25 protein-coding genes are annotated in these 23,014 nt (G+C 64.0%); 14 read left to right on the top strand and 11 right to left on the bottom strand.

What is annotated here, in order from left to right; genetic code table 11:
• From BSG08_RS15600 to BSG08_RS15585, 4 genes are read left to right on the top strand one after another with little or no spacing between them, the layout of a single operon-like run.
• Positions 1-945: a homoserine O-succinyltransferase gene (locus BSG08_RS15600; protein ID WP_093038776.1), complete on the top strand. Its 945-nt coding sequence runs from the start codon at positions 1-3 to the stop codon at positions 943-945.
• 9 nt (positions 946-954) lie between these two features.
• Positions 955-1,917 carry an alpha/beta fold hydrolase gene (locus tag BSG08_RS15595; protein ID WP_425439302.1) on the top strand — a complete coding sequence of 321 codons (963 nt, stop codon included), beginning with the start codon at positions 955-957 and terminating at the stop codon, positions 1,915-1,917.
• 37 nt (positions 1,918-1,954) lie between these two features.
• A complete protein-coding gene (gene ppk2 / locus BSG08_RS15590) occupies positions 1,955-2,824 on the top strand; it encodes a polyphosphate kinase 2 (RefSeq protein ID WP_093038774.1) in 870 nt (289 codons plus the stop codon).
• Positions 2,817-3,440: a TetR/AcrR family transcriptional regulator gene (locus BSG08_RS15585; RefSeq protein ID WP_093038773.1), complete on the top strand. Its 624-nt coding sequence runs from the start codon at positions 2,817-2,819 to the stop codon at positions 3,438-3,440. Before ppk2 ends, BSG08_RS15585 begins: the two co-directional genes overlap by 8 nt.
• A 68-nt stretch (positions 3,441-3,508) precedes the next feature.
• Here the strand turns inward: BSG08_RS15585 and rpsI are convergent, their stop codons facing one another.
• From rpsI to BSG08_RS15570, 3 genes are all read right to left on the bottom strand, one after another.
• Complete coding sequence (gene rpsI / locus BSG08_RS15580) at positions 3,509-3,997, bottom strand: 30S ribosomal protein S9 (protein WP_093038772.1); 489 nt, start codon at positions 3,995-3,997, stop codon at positions 3,509-3,511.
• On the bottom strand, positions 3,997-4,461 hold the full coding sequence (gene rplM / locus BSG08_RS15575; RefSeq protein ID WP_093038771.1) for a 50S ribosomal protein L13: 465 nt from the start codon (positions 4,459-4,461) through the stop codon (positions 3,997-3,999). Before rplM ends, rpsI begins: the two co-directional genes overlap by 1 nt.
• A 227-nt stretch (positions 4,462-4,688) precedes the next feature.
• Positions 4,689-5,108, bottom strand: a complete 420-nt coding sequence (locus tag BSG08_RS15570; RefSeq protein ID WP_093038770.1) for a PaaI family thioesterase — start codon at positions 5,106-5,108, stop codon at positions 4,689-4,691.
• Positions 5,109-5,166: 58 nt separating this feature from the next.
• Here BSG08_RS15570 and BSG08_RS15565 point away from each other — a divergent pair, with 58 nt between their 5' ends.
• From BSG08_RS15565 to gluQRS, 3 genes are read left to right on the top strand one after another with little or no spacing between them, the layout of a single operon-like run.
• Positions 5,167-5,952 (top strand): enoyl-CoA hydratase, encoded by a 786-nt coding sequence (locus tag BSG08_RS15565; protein ID WP_093038769.1) that lies wholly within the window; start codon positions 5,167-5,169, stop codon positions 5,950-5,952.
• A 42-nt stretch (positions 5,953-5,994) separates the two neighbouring features.
• Complete coding sequence (gene trmFO / locus BSG08_RS15560; RefSeq protein ID WP_093038768.1) at positions 5,995-7,362, top strand: methylenetetrahydrofolate--tRNA-(uracil(54)-C(5))-methyltransferase (FADH(2)-oxidizing) TrmFO; 1,368 nt, start codon at positions 5,995-5,997, stop codon at positions 7,360-7,362.
• A 12-nt stretch (positions 7,363-7,374) separates the two neighbouring features.
• Positions 7,375-8,208, top strand: coding sequence for a tRNA glutamyl-Q(34) synthetase GluQRS (gene gluQRS, locus BSG08_RS15555; RefSeq protein ID WP_093038767.1), 834 nt, complete (start codon positions 7,375-7,377; stop codon positions 8,206-8,208).
• A gap of 26 nt (positions 8,209-8,234) precedes the next feature.
• On the opposite strand, the gene hisI is transcribed toward gluQRS, so the two are convergent.
• On the bottom strand, positions 8,235-8,603 hold the full coding sequence (hisI, locus tag BSG08_RS15550; RefSeq protein WP_093038766.1) for a phosphoribosyl-AMP cyclohydrolase: 369 nt from the start codon (positions 8,601-8,603) through the stop codon (positions 8,235-8,237).
• Between the two features lie 67 nt (positions 8,604-8,670).
• Here hisI and BSG08_RS15545 point away from each other — a divergent pair, with 67 nt between their 5' ends.
• Entirely contained in the window at positions 8,671-9,126 is a 456-nt protein-coding gene (locus BSG08_RS15545) for an iron-sulfur cluster assembly scaffold protein (RefSeq protein ID WP_093038842.1), read from the top strand.
• 199 nt (positions 9,127-9,325) lie between these two features.
• On the opposite strand, the gene BSG08_RS19845 is transcribed toward BSG08_RS15545, so the two are convergent.
• The 5 genes from BSG08_RS19845 to sciP form a co-directional block, all read right to left on the bottom strand.
• Positions 9,326-9,448, bottom strand: a complete 123-nt coding sequence (locus BSG08_RS19845) for a hypothetical protein (protein WP_281248300.1) — start codon at positions 9,446-9,448, stop codon at positions 9,326-9,328.
• Positions 9,449-9,554: 106 nt separating this feature from the next.
• Complete coding sequence (gene recG / locus BSG08_RS15540; RefSeq protein ID WP_093038765.1) at positions 9,555-11,645, bottom strand: ATP-dependent DNA helicase RecG; 2,091 nt, start codon at positions 11,643-11,645, stop codon at positions 9,555-9,557.
• Positions 11,642-13,777 carry an NAD-dependent DNA ligase LigA gene (gene ligA, locus BSG08_RS15535; RefSeq protein ID WP_093038764.1) on the bottom strand — a complete coding sequence of 712 codons (2,136 nt, stop codon included), beginning with the start codon at positions 13,775-13,777 and terminating at the stop codon, positions 11,642-11,644. The genes recG and ligA overlap by 4 nt, the downstream gene beginning before the upstream one ends.
• A 92-nt stretch (positions 13,778-13,869) precedes the next feature.
• Positions 13,870-14,586, bottom strand: a complete 717-nt coding sequence (ctrA, locus tag BSG08_RS15530) for a response regulator transcription factor CtrA (RefSeq protein WP_093038763.1) — start codon at positions 14,584-14,586, stop codon at positions 13,870-13,872.
• Between the two features lie 96 nt (positions 14,587-14,682).
• Complete coding sequence (gene sciP / locus BSG08_RS15525) at positions 14,683-14,961, bottom strand: CtrA inhibitor SciP (RefSeq protein ID WP_093038762.1); 279 nt, start codon at positions 14,959-14,961, stop codon at positions 14,683-14,685.
• 124 nt (positions 14,962-15,085) lie between these two features.
• On the opposite strand from sciP, the gene mnmA reads away from it, so the two are divergent.
• From mnmA to grxD, 5 genes are all read left to right on the top strand, one after another.
• Positions 15,086-16,231, top strand: coding sequence for a tRNA 2-thiouridine(34) synthase MnmA (mnmA, locus tag BSG08_RS15520; RefSeq protein WP_093038761.1), 1,146 nt, complete (start codon positions 15,086-15,088; stop codon positions 16,229-16,231).
• Positions 16,232-16,345: 114 nt separating this feature from the next.
• The gene (locus BSG08_RS15515) at positions 16,346-16,918 is read left to right on the top strand and encodes a hypothetical protein (RefSeq protein WP_093038760.1); all 573 of its coding nucleotides are present in this window, start codon (positions 16,346-16,348) and stop codon (positions 16,916-16,918) included.
• Positions 16,919-17,009: 91 nt separating this feature from the next.
• Positions 17,010-17,246, top strand: coding sequence for a BolA/IbaG family iron-sulfur metabolism protein (locus tag BSG08_RS15510; protein ID WP_093038759.1), 237 nt, complete (start codon positions 17,010-17,012; stop codon positions 17,244-17,246).
• Between the two features lie 3 nt (positions 17,247-17,249).
• Positions 17,250-17,468 carry a hypothetical protein gene (locus BSG08_RS15505; protein WP_093038758.1) on the top strand — a complete coding sequence of 73 codons (219 nt, stop codon included), beginning with the start codon at positions 17,250-17,252 and terminating at the stop codon, positions 17,466-17,468.
• Between the two features lie 19 nt (positions 17,469-17,487).
• The gene (gene grxD / locus BSG08_RS15500; RefSeq protein ID WP_093038757.1) at positions 17,488-17,850 is read left to right on the top strand and encodes a Grx4 family monothiol glutaredoxin; all 363 of its coding nucleotides are present in this window, start codon (positions 17,488-17,490) and stop codon (positions 17,848-17,850) included.
• Between the two features lie 11 nt (positions 17,851-17,861).
• Here the strand turns inward: grxD and BSG08_RS15495 are convergent, their stop codons facing one another.
• Positions 17,862-19,025, bottom strand: a complete 1,164-nt coding sequence (locus BSG08_RS15495) for a M20 aminoacylase family protein (RefSeq protein ID WP_093038756.1) — start codon at positions 19,023-19,025, stop codon at positions 17,862-17,864.
• A 62-nt stretch (positions 19,026-19,087) separates the two neighbouring features.
• Here BSG08_RS15495 and mazG point away from each other — a divergent pair, with 62 nt between their 5' ends.
• Positions 19,088-19,903 carry a nucleoside triphosphate pyrophosphohydrolase gene (gene mazG, locus BSG08_RS15490; RefSeq protein ID WP_093038755.1) on the top strand — a complete coding sequence of 272 codons (816 nt, stop codon included), beginning with the start codon at positions 19,088-19,090 and terminating at the stop codon, positions 19,901-19,903.
• A 111-nt stretch (positions 19,904-20,014) separates the two neighbouring features.
• Here mazG and ileS read toward each other — a convergent pair whose 3' ends face one another.
• On the bottom strand, positions 20,015-22,981 hold the full coding sequence (ileS, locus tag BSG08_RS15485; RefSeq protein WP_093038754.1) for an isoleucine--tRNA ligase: 2,967 nt from the start codon (positions 22,979-22,981) through the stop codon (positions 20,015-20,017).
• Positions 22,982-23,014: the final 33 nt, after the last annotated feature.

Raw genomic sequence — 23,014 nt, 5'->3', positions numbered from 1 at the left:
ATGCCGATCAAGATTCCATCCAGCCTGCCTGCCTATGACGTGCTCAGGGGCGAGGGCGTGATGGTGATGGACCCCGATCAGGCGGCGCGGCAGGATATCCGGCCTCTGCGTATCGGATTGCTCAACCTGATGCCCAAGAAGATCCAGACCGAGAATCAGTTCGCCCGGCTGATCGGGGCGACACCGCTGCAGATCGAGTTCGACCTGATCCGCATGACCGAACACCAGACCAAGACCACCGCCGCCGAGCATATGGAGAGTTTCTACCGGCCCTTCGACGAGGTTGCTGCATCGGGCGACAAATACGACGGCCTTATCATCACCGGCGCGCCGATCGAGCATCTGGAGTTTGATGCCGTCACCTATTGGCAGGAACTGTCCCGCGTCTTTGACTGGACGCAGAGCCATGTGCATTCCACCTTTGGCGTTTGCTGGGGCGGGATGGCGATGATCAACCATTTCCACGGGGTGAAAAAACATCTGCTGGGGGCCAAGGCATTCGGCTGCTTCCGGCATCGCAACATGGATCCCTCCTCGCCCTTGCTGCGAGGATTTTCAGATGATTGCGTCATTCCGGTCAGCCGCTGGACCGAGATGAAGCGCGCAGAGATCGAGGCCGTATCGGGGTTGCGCATCCTGCTGGACAGCGACGAGGTCGGCCCCTGCCTGGTCGAGGATCCGGGTCGCCGCGCGCTCTATATCTTCAACCATTTCGAATATGACAGCGACACGCTGAAACAGGAATATGACCGCGACGTGGCCAATGGCACGCCGATCAACGTGCCCTGCAACTATTACCCCGGTGACGATCCCGCGCGCGCGCCGCAGAACCGATGGCGCAGCCATGCGCATCTGCTCTATGGCAACTGGGTGTCGGAGATCTATGAAACCACGCCCTATGACATAACCAGGATCGGGATCGAGACCACCGATCTGCGGGGCTGAGCGGTGAAACTGCTTGTGGCTCTTGTCGCGCTCGCCGCCTGTGTTGCGATCCTTGTGCTGTGGAAGGCGCGCGCGCATGAGGCCCGCGCCGAGGCGGCGTTTCCCCCCGAAGGACAGTTTCTGACGGTGGACGGCAATCGCGTCCATGCGGTGGTGATGGGACCGCGGGACGGTTCGGTTCCCGATCTGGTTCTGATTCACGGAGCTTCGGGCAATACCCGCGACATGACCTTTGACCTCGCACCACGTCTGGCGCGGAACTATCGCGTGATCGTTTTGGACCGGCCCGGACTGGGCTATACCGCGCGCCTCAACCGCAGCGGGGCGACGATCACGGAGCAGGCGGATCTGCTGCAACGGGCCGCCGCAGAGCTTGGTGCCGAGCGCCCCATCGTGCTGGGCCACAGTTATGGTGGCGCGGTGGCGCTGGCCTGGGCGGTGACGCGGCCCGATCGCATCGCGGCGCTGGTCATGGTTGCCGGGGCCGCAAAGCCCTGGGATACTGGCTTGTCCGCCTATTACCGGGTTCTGTCCCATCCGGTGCTGGGGCCGTTGGCGATCCCGTTCCTTACGGCATTTGTACGCGACGAGCGCGTGGAACAGGCGGTGGGTGAAATCTTTGCCCCGCAAGAGCCGCCCGAGGGCTATCTGGAACATATCGGCGCGGGGCTGACCCTGCGCCGGCACTCGTTGCGCGCCAATGCGCTGCAACGCGCCAATCTTCTGGGCGAGATCGAGGCGCTGCACCGGCGTTATGACGAGATCAGTGTGCCCACCGAGATCGTGCATGGCCGCGCCGATACCACCGTGGGTCTGACCATCCATTCCGAACCGCTCAGCCGACAGATCGCCGGAGCCAATTTGACCACGTTGGACGGAATCGGGCATATGCCGCATCACAGCGCGCCCGAGGAGGTGATTGCCGCCATTCGCCGCGCCGCCGTCCGCGCCGGATTGCGCCGCGCCGATTGAGCGGCCATACTGCCCGGGCAGCAGCAAGAGGCCCCCGATGAATCTGCCCTTTGACGGCGCGATCAGCGCGTTTTTCGAGACCGAAGCTCCCGCCGAAATCCGCAACGAGATCCGCCGCGCGGACAAGGATGACATACTGGGCCATGCCTATCCCTATTCCGAGCGGATGGCGAAAAAGACCTATGACAGGGAACTGGAAAAGTTGCAGGTCGAACTGGTCAGGATGCAGCACTGGACCAAGGAGAGCGGCGCGCGCATCGCCATCGTCTTCGAGGGGCGCGACGCGGCGGGCAAGGGCGGCACGATCACGCGGTTCCGCGAGTATCTCAACCCGCGCGGCGCGCGGGTGGTGGCGCTGGCCAAACCCTCTGATGTCGAGGCGACGCAATGGTATTTCCAGCGCTATATCGACCATCTGCCCGCCGGTGGCGAGATCGTGTTCTACGACCGCAGCTGGTACAATCGCGGCGTGGTCGAAAAGGTATTCGGCTTTTGCAGCGACGCGCAGCGCGAGCATTTCTTTGCCCAGGTGCCGGATTTCGAACGCATGCTGGTGGATGAGGGGATCCATCTCTTCAAGTTCTGGCTCAACGTCGGTCGCGCCGAACAGTTGCGCCGCTTTCTGGAGCGCGAATCCGACCCGTTGAAACAGTGGAAACTGAGCTGGATCGACGTTGAGGGTCTGAAGAAATGGGACGACTACAGCACCGCGATTGTCGAGACTCTCACCCGCAGCCACACCGATCACGCGCCATGGACCGTGGTCCGGTCCGACGACAAGCGCCGTGCGCGGCTGGAGGCGATCCGCCATGTTCTGAGCGCGCTCGATTACGCCCGCAAGGACGCCCACGCCGTCGGGGTCTGCGATCCGCTGATCGCCGCCGGACCCGAGATATGGAATGGGTAAGCAGGGCTATCACCACGGCAACCTGCGGCAGGCGCTGGTCGAGGCGGTGCTGACGCTGATCGCCGAGCGCGGGCCGCAGGGATTCACCATGGCCGAGGCGGCAAAGCTGGCAGGCGTGTCACCGGCGGCGCCCTATCGGCATTTTTCAGGTCGCGAAGCGCTGATTGCAGAGGCCGCGCGCCAGGGCTATGAGATTTTCGCAACCCGGATGGAGGCGGCGTTCGATCAGGGGCGGCCCAGCCCACTGGCGGCGTTTCAGGCCACGGGGCGGGCCTATCTCGGCTTTGCACGGTCGAACCCGGGGCATTATGTCGCGATGTTCGAATCGGGCCTGTCGGTCACTGCCAGCCCGGAACTGGCCGATGCGGTCGTGCGGGCGCAGGCGGTGCTGACCCGCGCGGCCGGGATGCTGTCGGCGCATCTGCCGCCCGGACGCCGCCCACCGGCCGCGATGTTCGCCGCCCATGTCTGGGCTATGAGTCACGGCGTGGTGGAATTGTTCACCCACGGCGCGTCCGGCGCGCACACGCCGTTTCCGCCCGAGAAATTGCTGGAAACGGGTATCGGCATCTATCTGCGCGGTCTGGGCCTCTTGCCCCCTGACGATGCGGCCTGAAACGGTCAGACAAGAAGAAAGGGCCGCCCTCGGGCCGCCCTTTGCAGAAGCATGATGTTTGGTCCCGCTTAACGCTTGGAGAACTGGAAGCTCTTGCGCGCCTTGGCCTTGCCGTATTTCTTGCGTTCCACCACGCGGCTGTCGCGGGTCAGGAAACCGGCGGCCTTGAGCGCGGGGCGCAAGCTGGGATCGTAGAGTTGCAACGCCTTGGACACGCCGTGCTTGACCGCACCGGCCTGGCCCGAGAGACCGCCACCGGCGACCGTCGCCATCACGTCGAACTGGTCCTCGGTGCCCGACACGGTAAAGGGCTGCTTGAGGATCATCTGCAGCACGGGGCGCGCGAAATACTCTTTCATCGGCTTGCCGTTGACCACAACCTTGCCCGAGCCAGGCTTGATCCAGACGCGGGCGACCGCATCCTTGCGTTTGCCGGTGGCATAGGAGCGGCCCAGGCTGTCACGCACGGGTTCGCGCGGGGGGGCCACGGCCACGGCGGCGGCGGTATCGCCGGCGACGGCTTCGAGACCTTCGAGGGATTTGATTTCTTCAGCCATCAGTATGCCACCCGCGTATTCTTGGAATTCATGGATTTGACGTCCAGCACCTCGGGGCTTTGGGCCGCATGAGGGTGTTCGCCACCTGCATAGACGCGCAGATTGGTCATCTGCGTACGCGCCAGCCGGTTGCCCGGCAGCATCCGCTTGACCGCCTGCGTGACGACGCGCTCGGGGAACTTGCCCTCGAGGATCTCGGCCGTCGTTCGCGATTTGATCCCGCCGGGGTGGCCGGTATGCCAGTAGTTGGGTTTGTTGCGCTTGTTGCCGGTCAGTTGCACCTTGTCGGCATTGATGACGATCACGTTGTCACCCATGTCCATGTGGGGGGTGTAGCTGGCCTTGTGCTTGCCGCGCAGGCGCATGGCGATGATCGAGGCAAGACGGCCCAGAACGACGCCTTCGGCATCAATCAGGATCCATTTCTTGTCGATATCTGCAGGCGTTGCAGAAAATGTTTTCATGTCAGGCAGAACCTTGTGCTTGATCGGTGGTCTTGATCAGTCTCGGCCACCTGATTGGTGGCGCTGATACGATGTGCGGGTTATAGTGAGATAGCGAAGCGGGTCAATAGTGCATGACCGGTAATATTGATTGTAAAACAGTATGTTATAAAATAGGTATTATTATACCCCATCGCGTGCGGAGATTCATGCGGGGATTCTCGCCCCGCGCGATGCCGGCACCCGCGTCACTTGGGCGGGATCGAATAGGTCAGACTCGCGCGGGCCACGGGCGCCTGCATCCCATCGGAAAAGACCAGCACCTCGCCCACCGCCAGCACGCGGCCCAGTTTCAGCAGGCGGCATTCGGCGATCAGATCGGTGCGTGCCGCCGGCTTGCGCATGAAATCCAGGCTGCAACTGGTGGTCACCGCCAGCCCCTGTGGTCCGATCATCGCCAGCACCGCGAGGTAGACCGAGACATCGGCCAGCGCAAAGATCGACGGGCCGGATACCGTGCCGCCGGGCCGCAGGTGCCGCTCGGCGACCAGCAGCCGCACGCGGATGCGGCTGTCGCCCACCTCCTCGATGGCGAATTCGCCGTTCACCTGCGGAAATTCCCCGTCGAGGAATTCCATCAGCTCTTCGGCAGTCATCTTTACGGTCATGCTTTCCCTCCTGCGCAATCGCGCGTTAGAATGGCCATAACGCAAAAGGGGATACAAGATGCCAATTCTCGACCGCTCAGACGAGGGCGCAATCGCGCGCCTCACGCTCAATTCGCCGGGCAATCTGAATGCGCTGTCCGACGCGATGCTGGCAGCACTCAGGGCCGAATTCGACCGGCTGGGGGGGGACCGGACGATCCGCGTCGTGACGATCGCGGGTGCTGGCAAGGCGTTCTGCGCTGGCCACGATCTCAGGGAAATGCAGGCCGGACGTCAGGCCGAAGATGGCGGGCGCGCTTATTTCGCCGATCTCTTCGCCCGCTGCAGCGCCGTGATGACGGCGGTCCGCGACCTGCCGCAACCGGTCATCGCAGCACCGCACGGCATCGCCACCGCCGCCGGCTGTCAACTGGTGGCCTCCTGCGACATGGCGGTGGCGGCGCATGGCACGCGGTTCGGCGTCAACGGCGTCAATATCGGGCTGTTCTGCTCAACCCCGATGGTGGCGCTCAGCCGCAATATCCCGCGCAAGCAGGCGTTCGAGATGCTGACCACGGGGGAATTCATCGACACCGCGCGCGCCGCTGAACTGGGCCTGATCAACCGCGCGGTGCCACACGAGGATCTGGATGGCGAGGTCATGCGCCTCGCCGAAACCGTCGCGGCGAAACTCGGCAGCGCGGTGCGTATCGGCAAGCGCGCCTTTTACGAACAGCTCGAACTGGGTCTCGACGACGCCTATGCCCATACCGGCGCAGTGATGGTCGAGAACATGCTCGACCGCGATACAAACGAGGGGATCAGCGCCTTTCTCGACAAGCGCCCCCCCGACTGGCAACGGTGACAACCCTTTCCAAACGCGGCGCAATCGCCTAGATCGCATCCCATGAGCGAGACATTGCATATCGTCGGCGGCGGCATGGCCGGGTCAGAGGCGGCCTGGCAGGCGGCCAACATGGGTGTTGACGTGGTGATCCACGAAATGCGCCCCCATGTCGGGACATTTGCACATCGCACAGGCGATCTGGCCGAGATGGTGTGTTCCAACTCTTTCCGCTCTGACGATGACGAGCAGAACGCGGTGGGTCTGTTGCACTGGGAAATGCGCGCGGCGGGCGGTCTCATCATGGCGATGGCCGACCGTCACCGCCTGCCCGCCGGTGGCGCGCTTGCGGTGGATCGCGATCCCTTTGCCCGCTCGGTAACGGCGCATCTGATGAATCACCCGAAGATCATCGTGCAACATACTGAAATCACGTCTCTTCCAGAGGGCGGTCATTGGATCATCGCCACCGGCCCGCTGACCTCGGAGGGGTTGGGACAGGCGATTGCCGCCGAGACCGGGGCGCAGGCGCTGGCGTTCTTCGACGCCATCGCGCCGATTGTCTATCATGACAGCATCGACATGTCGCGCGCCTGGATGCAGTCGCGCTATGACAAGGGCGACACCGAAGAGGAACGCACCGCCTATCTCAACTGTCCGATGGACCGTGATCAGTACGAGGCGTTCATCGACGCGCTGCTGGTGGCGGAAAAGACCGAGTTTCACGAAGGCGAGACCGCCGGGTATTTCGACGGCTGCCTGCCCATCGAGGTGATGGCCGAACGCGGCCGCGAAACCCTGCGCCACGGCCCGATGAAGCCGGTGGGCCTGACCAATCCGCATCAGCCGGAGATCAAGCCATGGGCCGTGGTACAACTGCGCCGCGACAATGCGCTTGGCACGCTCTATAATATCGTGGGCTTTCAGACCAAGATGAAATACGGCGCACAAACATCTGTTTTCAGGATGATTCCCGGTCTGGAGAACGCGCAGTTTGCCCGCCTTGGCGGGATTCACCGCAATACGTTCATCAACTCGCCGACGCTGCTGGACGCGCAGATGCGCCTGCGCACACGCCCGCACGTCCGCTTTGCCGGGCAGATCACCGGCGTCGAGGGCTATGTGGAATCGGCGGCCATGGGACTGTTGGCGGGGCGGCTGGCGGCGGCGGAAATCCTTGGGCGCGCCCTGCCGCGGGTGCCGCAGGACAGTGCGATGGGTGCGCTGATCCACCACATCACCGGCGGCGCGGAGGCCAGAACCTTTCAGCCGATGAACGTCAATTTCGGCCTGTTTCGTCCTGTCGAGGGGTTCAAGGGCGGGCGGCGCGGACGCATCGACCGCTACAGGGCCTATACCGACCGCGCCAAGGCGGCGTGGTCCGGATGGCTGGAGGCGCAGATAGCGGACGACATGAGCTTTGCGCCATAACCAGCCAAAATCATGTTCATAACGCGCTTTGCCCCCTCGCCCACTGGTCCGCTGCATCTGGGGCATGCCTATTCGGCGATGCTGGCGCATGATCGCGCAGAGGCAGAGCGCGGTACGTTCCTGCTGCGCATCGACGATCTGGACCGGTCACGCTGCCGCGCCGAATGGGAGGTGCAGATATTCGACGATCTGGCATGGCTCGGCCTGACCTGGCCCAAGCCCGTAATGCGCCAGTCCGAGCGGCTGCCGGTCTACCGAAGCGCCCTCGCCGGATTGTGGGAAATGGGCCTGCTCTACCCCTGCCATTGCAGCCGCGCGGATATCCGCGCCGCTGCCTATGCCCCGCAGGAGGGTGCGGCGCTGCATGGCCCCGACGGTTTGATCTATCCCGGCACCTGCCGCCCCGCGACGCCGCCCGCCGGCCCCGTCCCCGACCACGCCGCGCTGCGGCTCGACATGGCGCGCGCCCTGGCCACGCTTGACGAACCACCAGAGTTTTTCGAGCAGGGACGGAAAATCATACCGGACAACATGGTGCAGACCGTGGGTGACGTGGTGCTGGCACGGCGCGACATGGGGGCGTCCTATCACCTCGCGGTGGTGCTCGACGACGCCGAACAGAAGATCAGCCATGTGATTCGAGGCGCGGATCTGCTGGAGGCCACGCAGATCCATGTGCTCCTGCAACGGCTGCTGCGTCTGCCCACGCCTGTCTATCATCATCACGTCCTCATCCGCGACGAGAACGGCAAACGCCTTGCCAAGCGCGACGATGCCCGCGCCATCGCCACCTATCGCGCCGAGGGGCGCAGCCCACGGGATATCCGCAGGATGGTCGGGCTATGATTCCCGCCTGATCCTTGCCCGGACACTCATTCCCCTGCCGCCATTGGCGCCATGATCTCGGTCTCCTGCGCGTCGCGCACAGCCGTGTAGAAACACGACCGCCGGTTGGTGTGACAGGCAGGCCCGGTCTGGCGCACGAGCACGAGCAGGCAGTCGCGGTCGCAGTCCACCCGCATCTCAATGAGATCCTGCACATGCCCCGAGGTTTCGCCCTTGATCCAGAATGCCGACCGCGACCTGCTCCAGTAGGTCACGCGCCCGGTGTCCAGCGTGCGCGCCACCGCATCCGCGTTCATCCAGGCCATCATCAGCACCTCGCCGCTGGCCGCGTCCTGGGCGATCGCAGGGATCAACCCCGCCGCGTCATATTTCAGTGTCGCCGGATCGAATGTCATGGCGGAAAACCTTTTGCATCTGCGCGTTGTGGGCCTATTTATGGGGCAACAGACGAAAGGGAAAGCCATGAGTGGCGAAACCGACCTGATCAAGCTCTATTCGGCGCGTATTCTGGAACTGGCCGCCGATATCCCGCATCATGGGCGGTTGGCCGCGCCCGATGCCACCGTCAAGCGCCGCGCGCCGCTCTGCGGCTCTACGGTGACGGTGGATATAACCTGCGCGGACGGGCGGATCACCGACTATGCCGCCGAGGTCAAGGCCTGTGCTCTGGGGCAGGCGGCGGCAAGCGTGGTTGGCGCGGGCATCATCGGCTGTGATCTGCCGCAGGTGCGCGCCGCGCGCGACGCGCTGCGCGACATGCTCAAATCCGACGGCCCGACCCCGCCCGCCCCGTTTGACGGGCTGGAAGTGCTGCGGCCCGCGCGCGATTACAAGAACCGTCATGCGTCGATCCTGCTGACGCTCGAAGCGACGGTCGAGGCGATGGAAGAGGCCTGCGCCCGGACCTCCTGCGCCTGACCACCCCTGATGAAAAAACCGCCGCGCACCCGGTCGGGCGGCGGCGGCAGGCGGGCTGGATCCGGCACCCTGTCGCGATCATCGGGAGGAATGAGGTAAACCCCGAAACGCTTGGACAGGCAGTCTTGGCGATCCCCGCTTGGGACAGTGGAATCGTCAAGCCGACAGGGGCGGACCCGCCAGGCAGGAACAGCAGATGTCAGACAAGGCCGGGCAGATAAAGCGCGCCAACCAGCGTGACCAACAGCGCGAGCGCGCCGATCGCATCACCGACAATCGTATCCTGAGCGCGCCGGGCGGCGGCGGTGATCTGGTGCAACATCGGGCGTATCCTCTCGAAAGCCATGTGTTGCCTTTTTGTTCTCATTTTTCATTAACAAAGTAAAGAACTTTTTAAGAACATTTAAGAACAAACAATGACTTTTCGCCTAACCCACTGAAATCAAACGAATCGCCTGATCGTGTTCCATCAACCACAACAGCACCCGCGCCGCCTGTCCGCGCGCGCCCTTCATGTCGGGGTCGTCATTCAGCAGCTTGCGCGCATCCGATTGCGCCACGGCCATCAGCGCCGACTGCGACTCGAGATCGGCCACCCGGAATTTCGGCAGGCCCGATTGCGCCGTGCCGATCAGATCGCCCGCGCCGCGCATCTCCAGATCGACCTCTGCAATGCGAAACCCGTCCTCGGTATCGCGAATCGTGGTGAGCCGCCGTTCACCGCCCTCGCCGAGCGGCGGCTGGTACATCAGCAGACAGGTCGAGGCCAGTGACCCGCGCCCCACCCGCCCGCGCAGCTGATGCAACTGCGCAAGGCCGAAACTCTCGGCTCGCTCGATTACCATGATCGTGGCGTTGGGCACGTCAACGCCGACCTCGATCACCGTCGTGGCCACCAGCACACTGGTCTCGCCACGCTGGAACGCGGTCATGGCGGCGTCCTTGTCCTCGGGCGGCATCTGGCCGTGAACAAGCCCCACCCGCCCCTCACCGAGGGCCGCGCGCAGGCGGCTGAACCGTTCCTCGGCGCTGGAGAGATCGACGACCTCGCTTTCCTCGACCAGCGGGCAGACCCAATAGGCCTGACGCCCCTCTGCAATCGCGCGGCGCAGGTGATCGACCACCTCGTCGATCCGGCCCATGCTGACCAGCGCGGTTTTGATCGGCAGGCGTCCGGGCGGTTTCTCGTCCAGCACGCTGACATCCATATCGCCATATTGCGCCAGCGCAAGGCTGCGCGGAATCGGCGTGGCGGTCATCACCAGCATATCGGCCTGCGCGCCCTTGCGGCCCAGTTCCAGCCGCTGGCGCACGCCAAAGCGGTGCTGTTCATCGACAATGGCCAGCCGCAGATCGGCGAATTCCACATCCTTCTGAAATACCGCATGGGTGCCCACGAGGATCTGGATATTGCCGCGTTCGAGCGCCGCCAGCTTGGCGCGCCGTTCGGCCCCCTTGTCGCGACCGGTGAGGATTTCCAGCACCACGCCCGCGCTTTCGGCCAGTGGGCGCAGCCCCTGCAGATGCTGGCGCGCGAGGATCTCGGTGGGAGCCATCATCACTCCCTGCCCACCCGCCTCGACCGCGATCAGGAGCGCCTTGAACGCCACCAGCGTCTTGCCCGCGCCGACATCGCCCTGCAACAGCCGGTTCATCCGCTGCGGTGCGGCCATGTCCGCCGCTATCTCTGCAATGGCACGGGTCTGCGCGCCGGTGAGCGCATAGGGAAGTGCGTCGAGCACGCGCGCCTGCAATACGCCGGTGCCCACCGTCTCCCGCCCCTTGGCCCGGCGCAACCTGCTGCGTGCCAGCGCCAGCGTCAGCTGATGCGCCATCAACTCGTCATAGGCCAGCCGCTCGCGCGCCGGATGGGCGGGCGAGAGATCCTGCGGTGCGCCGGGCGCATGCGCCCGGCGCACGGCCTCGGCCCAGTCGGGCCAGCCGGCCTGCGCCTTTTGCACCGGGTCTATCCATTCCGCCAGGTCCGGCATCCGCGTCAGCGCCGCCTGCGCTGCTCTGGTCATCACCCGCAGGGTCACGCCCGCGGTCAGCGGATAGACCGGCTCGAATTCCGGGATGTCGCCCGCCTCCTCAATCGACAGCACATGATCGGGATGCACCATCTGCGCGATCCCGTCGAAAAGCTCTGCCTTGCCGGATACCACGCGCCGCGCGCCGGTCGGCAACAGGCGGCGCAGGTATTCGTCGCGCGCGTGGAAATAGACCAACTGGAAACTGGTCGCCGCATCCTCGACGACCACGCGATAGGCTCCACCCCGGCGGGCGGGCGCGCGGTGCTGGCCGACGGTGACCTCGACGGTGACGACACCGGGCAGATCGGCCCCCTGCACGGTGGTCCGGCGGCGGCGGTCCACGCCGGAATAGGGCAGCGTAAAGATCAGATCGCGCGGGCGGGTGATATCCAGCCCGGAGAGCGCCTTTGCGATCTTTGGGCCGACCCCTTCGAGCGTTTCCACCCCGGCAAAGAGCGGAAAGAGGATTTCCGGCCGCCCGCTCATGTGCCGCCGACGAGCCGCAGCCAGCCCTCCTCGTCCAGCGTCTCGATGCCGAGTTCGGCGGCCTTTTTCGCCTTGGACCCTGCCCCCGGCCCCGCCACCAGCAGATCGGTCCTGGCGCTGACAGATCCGGCCACCTTGGCGCCCAATGCCTCGGCGCGGGCCTTGGCCTCGGCGCGCGTCATTTTTTCCAGCGTGCCTGTGAACACCACCGTCTTGCCTGCCACCGGGCTGCCCGAGGTGTCGGGGCGCGCGGCCTCTTCCACCGTCAGATGCGCCACCAGCCGGTCGATCCCGGCGCGCTCATGGGGTTCAGCAAAGGCCCCGACCAGCGCGCGCGCCATGACCTCGCCCACTCCGTCGATGCCCAGCAGCCGCTCCCATTCGGGGTTGTCGGGATCGCGGGCGGCGTCCATCGCGGCGATGAAATCCTCCCAGCGGCCATAATGGCGCGCGATGAGGTTGCTGGCCTGTTCGCCCACATGCCGGATGCCGAGCGCGAACAGGAGCCGCGCAAAGGGGATTTTTCTTTTTTCCTCAATCGCGTCAAACAGGTTCGTCGCGCTCTTCTCGCCCCAGCCCTCGCGGTTCTTCAACTGTTGCAGGCCGCGGCCATAACGCTCTTGCAGGGTGAAGATGTCCGCCGGTTCCCTGATCCAGCCATCGCGATGGAACTGTTCGACCTGTTTCGCCCCCAACCCCTCGATGTCAAAGGCCGCGCGGCTGACAAAATGCCTGAGCTTTTCCACCGCCTGCGCCGGGCAGACCAGCCCACCGATGCAGCGGCGCACTGCATCGCCCGGCTCGCGCACCGCGTCAGAGCCGCATTCGGGGCAGGCTGTGGGGAATTCATAGGGTATCGCGTCCGCGGGCCGCTGCGCGAGGTCCACATCGGCCAGTTTGGGGATCACGTCGCCCGCGCGGTAAACCTGCACCCAGTCACCGACGCGGATATCCTTGGCCCCGCCGTTTTCATCGGGACGGATCACCCCGCCTTTACTGTCGCGGCCGACGATGTAATCCTCGTTGTGCAGGGTTGCGTTGCGCACCACGACGCCGCCCACCGTGACCGGGGTAAGCCGCGCAACCGGGCTGAGCGCGCCGGTGCGCCCGACCTGAATGTCGATCGCCTCGAGGCGGGTCCAGGCCAGTTCGGCGGGGAACTTATGCGCGATCGCCCAGCGGGGTGTGGTGCTGCGAAACCCGAGCCGCGCCTGAAGCGCCAGATCGTTTACCTTGTAGACCACCCCGTCGATGTCATAGCCCAGCGTCGCGCGCGCCTGTTCGATCCGGGCGTAATGCGCCAGGAGCGCCTCTGGCCCGTCGCAGAGCACCGTCAGCGGATTGGTCTGGAACCCGAGCGCCGCCAAACGTTCGATCGCCGCCATCTGTGTCTGGCCGAGTGCCTCGCTCACCTCGCCCCAGCCATAGGCAAAGAACCGCAACGGCCGCGCGGCGGTGATCCTGGCATCCAGTTGCCGCAGCGATCCGGCGGCGGCATTGCGCGGATTGGCGAACACCTTGTCGCCGCGCGCCGCCTGCTGCGCGTTCAGCGTCTCGAAATCGGCATGGCTCATGTAGACCTCGCCGCGCACCTCCAGCACCTCGGGCGCATCCGTCAGGGTTTGCGGAATATCCGTGATGGTACGGGCATTGGCGGTCACGTTCTCGCCGGTCTCGCCATCGCCGCGCGTTGCGGCCTGCACCAGGTGGCCCGCCTCGTAGCGCAGGCTCAGGCTCAGCCCGTCGATCTTGGGTTCCGACGTATAGATCAGGGGGGCGCTGTCATCCATCCCCAGATAGCGGCGGATGCGATTGTCAAACTCGGCCACCTCGTCGGCCTCGAACGCATTGCCCAGGCTCAGCATCCGCACCCGATGCGCCACCTTGGCAAAGCCATCGGCAAGGAGCGCGCCCACCCGGTCGGAGGGGCTGTCGGCGCGTTTCAGGTTGGGAAACCGTGCCTCGATGGCGGCATTGCGCGCCTTGAGGGCGTCATAATCCGCATCCGATATTTCTGGCGCATCATGGGTGTGATAGGCCAGATCGGCTGCCGCCAGCGCCTCTGCCAGGCGCGTCAGTTCGCGGCGCGCCTCGGCCTCGTTCAGATCCTCGACGGCGATCCTGTCGGTCATTGTCCCCTCTCTGATCGGAGGTCAGAGACCGTTTGCCCGGCCCTGACCGCTGTTTCAGAGTGATAGGGCCCCGCCCGACCGGCGTCCAGACATCACGCGCCGATGGCCAGCCGCGCGCCATCCATTTCGCGCGGTTCGGGATCGCGCAGCACATAGCCGCGCCCCCAGACCGTTTCGATGTAATTGTCGCCGTCGGTAGCCTCGGACAGTTTCTTGCGCAGCTTGCAGATGAATACGTCGATGATTTTCAGTTCGGGCTCGTCCATGCCGCCGTAGAGATGGTTGAGAAACATCTCCTTGGTCAGGGTCGTACCCTTGCGCAGGCTCAGCAGTTCGAGCATCTGGTACTCCTTGCCGGTGAGGTGCACCGACTTGCCGGCGGCATCCACCGTTTTGGCGTCGAGATTGACATTGATCTTGCCGGTGCGGATCACCGATTGCGAATGTCCCTTGGAGCGGCGGATGATCGCATGGATGCGCGCCACAAGTTCCTCGCGGTGGAAGGGTTTGGTCAGGTAATCGTCGGCACCGAATCCGAAGCTGCGGATCTTGTTCTCGGTATCGTCCGCGCCGGACAGGATCAGGATCGGCGTGGCGATCCGCGCCAGGCGCAGCTGGCGCAGCACCTCGTGCCCGTTCATGTCCGGCAATCCCAGATCCAGCAGGATCAGATCATAGTCATAGAGCTTGGCCAGATCGATCCCTTCCTCGCCCAGGTCGGTGGTGTAGACGTTGAGATTGGCATGGGTCAGCATCAGTTCGATGCTTTTCGAGGTCGTCGGGTCGTCCTCGACCAGTAGGATTCGCATGAATTTTCTCCGCAGCTGGTTGCTTCATTGACCTCGACAGTGGGCAAAAATGGTTAACTACAGGTTACCGTTGCAAGAACAATCTGATAACTCTCGTCAAGGTTGTCTATAGCTCTTCAATGACGTTACCTTGAGCGCTGCCTCTCCATGCCTGCTCGCGGCTCTTATCCATGTGTCAAACTCTTCGTCGCTCAGCGCATAGAGTTCCAGCGCCTCGGCCCGCGAGATCAGCCCGTAAGCCACCCCGCGCACCACCGCGAGCTTGCGCGAGGCCACCCACCGGCTGGTATCCTGCGGCGGCAGATCGCTGCGGCTCAGAATCGTGCCGTCAGGCAGTTGAACCGCCCTTGGCCCGTCAACTTTCTTGAGATACATCACGCTCACCCCTCTTTCCGACTGGCATCGAAAATGACCGGATCAGGCTTAATGGCGGATGAAGGCGGGGCTTGAGAGTGATTAGGATTTTCTTATATTCTGCAAGACCACTGCGGAGGCCGGCATGGCACTGGACATCGACAGACCGCTCAATTCCCTCGGCTTCGCGAAGGCGCCGGGCGAGACGCGCGTGGTCGTGGCGATGTCGGGCGGCGTCGACAGCTCGGTCGTGGCCGCCAAACTGGCCGAAGAAGGCTACGATGTGGTGGGCGTCACCCTGCAACTCTATGACCATGGCGCGGCACTGGCAAAAAAGGGGGCCTGCTGCGCGGGCATCGACATCCACGACGCCCGCCGGGTGGCCGAGGACATGGGGTTTCCGCATTATGTCCTCGATTATGAGAACATCTTTCGCGATGCGGTGATCGACGAGTTCGCCGACAGCTATCTTGCGGGAGCGACGCCGGTGCCCTGCATCCGCTGCAACGAGCGGGTGAAATTCAAGGATCTGTTGCAGACCGCCCGCGATCTCGATGCCGATTGCATGGCGACCGGCCACTATATCCAGCGCCGGATCGGCGCGCGGGGGCCGGAGTTGCATTGCGCCGCCGATCCGGCGCGCGATCAGTCCTATTTTCTGTTCTCGACCACCCCGGAGCAGCTTGAATTCCTGCGCTTTCCGCTGGGCCATCTGCCGTCAAAGGAAGCCACCCGCGTTCTGGCTGCGCAATATGGCCTGCAGGTGGCCGACAAGCCCGACAGCCAGGACATCTGCTTTGTCCCGAACGGCAATTATGCCAGCGTGATCGAGAAACTGCGCCCCGGCGCCGCCGAACCGGGCGAGATCGTGCATGCCGACGGGCGTGTTCTGGGGCGGCATGAGGGCGTCATCCACTACACTGTCGGCCAGCGGCGCGGTCTGGGCATCGGCGGGCTGAACGAGCCGCTTTACGTGGTGCGGCTGGATGTGGACGCCCGCCGCGTCATTGTCGGCCCCAAGGAAATGCTCTCGACCCGCACCGTGCCCCTGCGCGAAATCAACTGGCTGGGCGATGTCGCGCTCGATACACGTGACGAATGGCCCGTATCGGTCAAGGTCCGCTCGACCCGTCCGCCGCGCGAGGCAATACTGCGACCGCTCTCCGCAACCGAGGCCGAAGTCGAGCTGCTGACCCCGGAAGAAGGTGTGTCGCCGGGTCAGGCCTGCGTGTTCTACGAGACCGGCGGCACGCGGGTGCTGGGCGGCGGCTGGATCTGGCGCGGGGCCTGAACGATCCACGCCACGTCCCCCGCCGCACACTGCCCATCACGTTTTGCGGAGCGCCATGGCGCGGCGCGGGACCCTGTGGCAAGCTCGGATCGTGAGCCACGAAAGGATCGCCTCATGCCCCGCCTGCTGCTTCTCATCGCCAGCCTCCTGTTTCTGCCCGTCAGCCTCTCCGCGCAGGCCACGGTGCCCGAATCCGAAGCCCCGCCGACACCCGAATACGACGCCGCACCCGAGGCCCCCATGACCCTCGCCCGGCTCGACGAGATCATCCGCGCGCTTGACGCTGAGGCACAGAGCAACGGAACCATGTGGCAAATCACCATCAACGATGTTCAGATCCTCATCGTCACCGACGCGGCCGCCGACCGCATGCGCGCCATCACCCCGGTTCTGAAAACCGAGGAAATGACGCCCGAGGACATCACCCGCGTCCTGCAGGCCAATTTCGACACCGCTCTAGATGCGCGCTATGCCATCGCCAACGAGATTCTCTGGTCCGCCTTCATCCATCCGCTCAAGCCGCTGGAAAAGGACCAGTTGATCTCGGGTCTGGGGCAGGTGGTCAACCTCGCGCAGAGCTATGGCACCCTCTACTCGGGTGGCGCGCTGCAATATGGCGGCGGCGACAGCGGCGCGCTGCAACGGCAACTGATCGACGACCTGCTCAAGAAGGGCGAGGAGATTTGAGACCGATCGCGCCCCTGATCCGCGCCGCTCTCTTGCGCTCGGTCGGTCGGCGCTCTACATCTCGGGCAGGACCTGAAAAGGAGAAGCCCCGATGGCCATGCTCGCCTCTGATCTCGAAGCCCTGATCCGCGAGGCCCTGCCCAATGCGAAAATCACCGTCGAAGGCGATGACGGCGTGCATTTCGCCGCCGAAGTGATCGACGAGAGCTTTCGCGACATGAACCGGGTGCAGCAGCAGCGCGTGGTCTATGCCGCGCTCAAGGGCAAAATGGACGGACCCAACGGCGCCGTGCATGCACTGGCACTGACCACAAAAGCCCCCGACTGAGCCATGGAACCCCGGCTTCTTGTCGCGCTGATTCTGCTGCCCTTCGTCGTGATCTTCGGCTACACGATGTGGCATGAACTCCGGCGGTTCAAGCGCGACGGACGCGCCGAATACGGTCTGAGTTACGACGCCGAGACAGACACCACCCATGTGACCCTTTTGGGCGAGGATGAGACGGGGTATGATCCCCGGGAAACCGACAGCCCGGCCAAGGCCGGTTGACAGAACGATAGGACACCAGATGACCGACACCAGAACCCGTATCGAAGAGCTCGTGAAATCCGCCGACGTCGTGCTCTACATGAAGGGCACCAAGGACATGCCGCAATGCGGTTTTTCCTCCCGCGTGGCGGGTGTGCTCAACTTCATGGGCGTGGATTTCAAGGATGTGAACGTGCTCGCCGACGAGGAAATCCGTCAGGGCATCAAGGATTATTCCGACTGGCCCACCATTCCACAGCTTTACGTCAAGGGCGAGTTCGTGGGCGGCTGCGACATCATCACCGAAATGACCCTTTCGGGCGAACTGGACGCGCTCTTCGACAAATCCGGCGTCGCCTATGACAAGGACGCCGCCGCCAGAATTCGTGAAGCAAACGCCTGAACGGGCACCGATCAGGCCAACGGCTGTGCCCGCTCGACAAGTCGGGCAAAGAATGACGCGCCCACGGGCGCCACTGCATCGTTGAAATCGAAACCCGGATGATGCAGGCCGGGACCGGCACCCTGACCGAGAAAGAGATAGGCGCCGGGCCGCTCTTGCAGCATGTAGGAAAAATCTTCGGCCCCCATTTCACGCAGGCGGTCGGTGACGACCGCTCCGTCACCCGCCACCTCGCGCGCCACCCGGGCCGCGAAATCCACCTTTGCGGCATCGTTGAACGTCGCCGGATAGCCCGGATCAATCCGGACCTCGGCGCGCACGCCATGGGCTGTCGCCGTGCCCTCGGCCACCTCGCGCAGGCGGCGGTGCACCATCTCCTGCACCTGCGGCGTGAATGTGCGGATCGTGGCATTGATATAGGCGGTTTCGGGGATCACGTTATCGACCGTGCCGGTGTGGATCTGCGTGACCGAAATCACCAGATCATCCAACGGATTGCGGTTGCGGCTGACGATCGTCTGTATCGCCTGCACGATGGCCACAGCCGCGACCACCGGATCGCGGGTCTCATGCGGCATGGCGCCATGCCCGCCCTGACCGATCACCTCGATATGCAGCGTATCGACCGCCGCCATGATCGGCCCCGGCGTGGTTTCGAACGTCGCCTCCGGCGCGCCCGGCAGGGTATGGAGCGCGTAGACCTGATCAATCCCGTAACGTTCCAATATGCCCTCCTCGACCATCACCCGGCCGCCGCCCGGCCCCTCCTCGGCGGGCTGAAAGATCAACGCCACGCGGCCCCTGAAATTGCGCGTCTCGGCCAGATACCGCGCCGCGCCCAGCAGCATCGTGGTGTGCCCGTCATGGCCACAGGCATGCATCTTGCCGGGAACCTGGCTGGCATAGTCGAGCCCCGTCACCTCGGACATCGGCAGCGCGTCCATATCGGCGCGCAACCCGATGCAGGGGCCATCGCCCTGCCCCTCGATCACCGCCACCACGCCGCTTGTCGCAATGCCCGTCTCGATCTCGGTAATGCCGAACTCGCGCAGCCGCGCCACGACGAAATCCGCCGTTGCGTGGCAGTCGAACCCGATCTCGGGGTTGGCATGCAGATGCCTGCGCCACGCGGTCATCTCATCGGCAAATCCGGCAATGCGGTTGATCACGGCCATCTCTGGACATCCCTTTCCTGACAGGTCAGGGTCCACTCAACCCCAAAGACGAGACCACCGCAATGCCCGACGATACCCTCATTCACGACCCGCGCGGCGGGCTGCCCCGCCTCATTGCGATAATGGCCCGGCTGCGCGATCCCGAAACCGGCTGTCCCTGGGATATCGAACAGGATTTCGCCAGCATCGCCCCCTATACCATAGAAGAGGCCTACGAGGTCGCCGATGCCATCGAACACGCGGATTGGCAGGAACTGCGCGGCGAGTTGGGCGATCTGCTGTTGCAGGTCGTCTTCCACGCGCAGATCGCACAGGATCGCGGCCTCTTTGACATCGAGGACGTGGCCAACGCCATTTCCGACAAGATGGTTGCGCGGCATCCGCATGTCTTTGGCGACGAGAGCCGCGACAAGAGCGCCGAACAGCAGACCCGCGACTGGGAAGAGGTCAAGGCCGCCGAGCGCGTCTCGCAGGCCAGAACCGGCACGCTAGACGGCGTGGCGCTTGGCCTGCCCGCATTGCTGCGCGCGGTCAAGCTGCAGAAGCGCGCGGCGCGGGTGGGATTCGACTGGCCGGATTCCTCGCATGTTCTCGACAAGATACGCGAAGAGGTTGAGGAACTGCACGAGGCCGCCGGCCATCTGAGCCACGACCGGATCGAGGATGAATTCGGCGATCTTCTGTTTGTCATGGCCAACCTGGCACGGCATATGAAGATCTGCCCCGAATCGGCCCTGCGCCGCGCCAATGCGAAATTCACCCGCCGGTTCGAACGGATCGAGGCGCTGCTTGAAGATACGGGCAAGACCCCCGGCGATTCGGATCTGGCCGAGATGGACGCTCTCTGGAACCGCGCCAAGGCCGAAGAGCGCCAGTAGCGGCCCGCTGTCGGATGCACTCCGCGCAAGCGGGTATTTGCACCAGGAAGAAACATGCCTGCTTCTTCCTGGCTCAATATCCATTATCCGACGTCGTGGACCGTCCCCGCCTCAGCTCAGCGCCGCATCGCAGCGCTTGCAGGTGCCCGGATGCCGGTGCTGTCCCACATCGGGCAGGATTTTCCAGCAGCGCTGGCATTTCTGCCCCTCGGCCTTCTCGAACACCACGCCGACCGTCTCGACCTCGGGCAGGCGGAATGCCTCGTCGGGGCGCGGATTGGCGGTCAGCACCAGATCAGAGGTGATGCAGATATCGGCGAAATCGACCGATTTCAGCGCCTTGAGCATTTCGGGATTGCGCACATGTACCACGGGCGCTGCCTCCAGACTGGCGCCGATCACCTTGTCGGTGCGCTGCACCTCAAGCGCGGCGGTCACGACCCGACGCGCTTGCCGCACCTGCGCCCATTTCGCCGCCAGCGGCTCGTCCAGCCAATCGGCGGGCGTGGCGGGAATATCCGTGAGGTGAACGGAACTCTGATCACCGGGGAACCGCTCCAGCCAGACCTCTTCCATGGTAAAGACCAGCACCGGCGCCAGCCATGTGGTCAGCCGGTGGAACAGCAGATCAAGCACGGTGCGCGCCGCGCGGCGGCGAGGCGTGTCACCATCGCAATAGAGCGCGTCCTTGCGGATATCGAAGTAAAAGGCGGAGAGGTCCACCGTGGCAAAGTTGAACAGTTGCTGGAAAACACCTTGGAAATCATATGTTTCGTAGCCCTTCCTCACTCTGTGATCGAGTTCCGCCAGACGGTGCAGCACCCAGCGTTCAAGCTCTGGCATTTCTGCCGGCGACACCCGGTCACCTTCGGAGAAATGCGCCAGCGCGCCCAGCATGAAGCGCATCGTGTTGCGCAACCGGCGATAGCTGTCGGCGACGCCCTTGAGGATTTCGGGTCCGATGCGCAGGTCGGCGGTATAGTCCGCCTGCGCCACCCAGAGACGCAGGATATCCGCGCCGTATTGTTTGACCACCTCCTCGGGGGCGACGGTATTGCCGAGCGATTTGGACATCTTGTTGCCCTTCTCGTCCAGCGTGAAGCCATGCGTCAGCACCCCCCGATAGGGCGCGCGTCCGCGCGTGCCGCAGGCCTGCAGCATCGAGGAATGGAACCAGCCGCGGTGTTGATCGGTGCCTTCGAGGTAAAGATCCGCCAGCCCGTCCCCAGACCCGTCCGCCCGGTCGCGCAGCACAAAGGCATGGGTCGAGCCGGAATCGAACCACACGTCGAGAATGTCATCGACCTTGATCCAGTCGTCGGGGTTGACGATGCCCGAGAGGAACCGTTGCTTGGCGCCCTCCTTGTACCACGCGTCCGCGCCTTCCTCCTCGAACGCCGCAAGGATGCGGGCGTTCACCTCTTCATTCCGCAAAAGATAATCAGGATCGGTCGGTTGCGCGCCGTTTTTGACAAAACAAGTGAGCGGCACGCCCCATGCCCGCTGACGGCTCAGCACCCAGTCGGGCCGCGCCTCGATCATCGAATAGAGCCGGTTGCGCCCGGTTTTCGGCGTCCATGTCACCAGTTCGTCAATCGAGCGCAGCGCGCGCTCGCGGATGGTGGTGCCATAGGTGTCCTGCCCGTCGCCCACGGGGCGGTCGATGGCGGCGAACCATTGCGGTGTGTTGCGATAGATGACGGGCGCCTTGGAGCGCCAGGAATGCGGATAGCTGTGCCTGATCTTGCCCCGCGCGAGCAGTCCGCCCACCTCGGCCAGCTTGTCGATCACGGCCTTGTTTGCATTGCCCTCCTTGCCCTTGCGGTCAAGGATATAGGTGCCGCCAAAGAACGGAAGGTCCGGGCGGAAAGAGCCGTCTTCGAGCACGTTATAGGTGATCACCTGCTCCAGCATGCCCAGATCACGGTATAGCTCGAATTCCTCCATCCCGTGCGAGGGGGCGCAATGCACGAATCCGGTGCCTTCCTCGTCGGTGACGAAATCGGCGGCGCGAAAGTCGCGGGGGGCGTCCCATTCGCCGTTGGAGCCTGGGGCTCCGGCGAGTGGGTGTTGCAGCGAGAGCCCCGAGAGTTCCTCGGCGCTCACGTCGCGAACGCGGGTATACATCGACAGCTCCAGCCGCGCGCGGGTCATCACATCTTCGGCGCGGGTGTCCGCGAGGATGAATTTCTCCCCTACAGAAGCCCAGCATTCCTCGGGCGTCGCGGTCACCTCATAAAGGCCATAGGAAATGTCCTCGCCATAGACCACCGCCTTGTTCGAGGGCATGGTCCAGGGCGTCGTGGTCCAGATGACTACTGACGCATCCATCAAGTCAGTGGGCATCGGACCGATGGGCTCATCACCCTGACTTCCCACCTGCGGAGACGAAATCCCAGAAACCTTAAACTTCACCCAGACCGTAAAACTCTCCTTGTCGTGATATTCCACCTCCGCTTCGGCCAGCGCGGTCTGCTCCACCGGCGACCACATCACGGGTTTTGATCCCTGATAGAGCACGCCGGTCATCAGGAATTTCTGGAATTCCTCCGCAATGATCCGTTCGGCGCGGAAATCCATCGTCAGATAGGGGCGATCCCAGCAACCGGTGATCCCCAGCCGCTTGAATTCCGCGCGCTGGATGTCGATCCAACCTTCGGCGAACTTGCGGCATTCCTGACGGAAATCGACGACGTCCACCTTGTCCTTGTCCATGCCCTTGGCACGGTACTGTTCCTCGATCTTCCACTCGATCGGCAGGCCGTGACAATCCCAGCCGGGGATGTAGCGCGCGTCGCGTCCCATCATCTGCTGGGAACGCACAACCATGTCCTTGAGGATCTTGTTCAGCGCGTGACCGATATGCAGATGCCCGTTGGCATAGGGCGGGCCGTCATGCAGGGTGAACGGCGCGCGGCCCTCGGCGTTCTCGCGCAGCCGCTCGTAGACCCCGATCCGTTCCCAGCGGTCCAGCCACGCGGGCTCGCGCTGCGGCAGGCCCGCGCGCATCGGGAAATCGGTCACTGGCAGGTTCAGCGTGTCTTTGTAATCAGGCGTCTGGATCGTATCGGCGCACATTTCGGGCGTCCTTTGTCAACTGGTCGTCTCAGG

The organism is Roseovarius azorensis, from assembly GCF_900109455.1.
Taxonomy (GTDB): domain Bacteria; phylum Pseudomonadota; class Alphaproteobacteria; order Rhodobacterales; family Rhodobacteraceae; genus Roseovarius; species Roseovarius azorensis.
The sequence above is the reverse complement of the archived record's forward strand: the minus strand, read 5'-3'. Positions and strand labels throughout refer to the sequence as shown.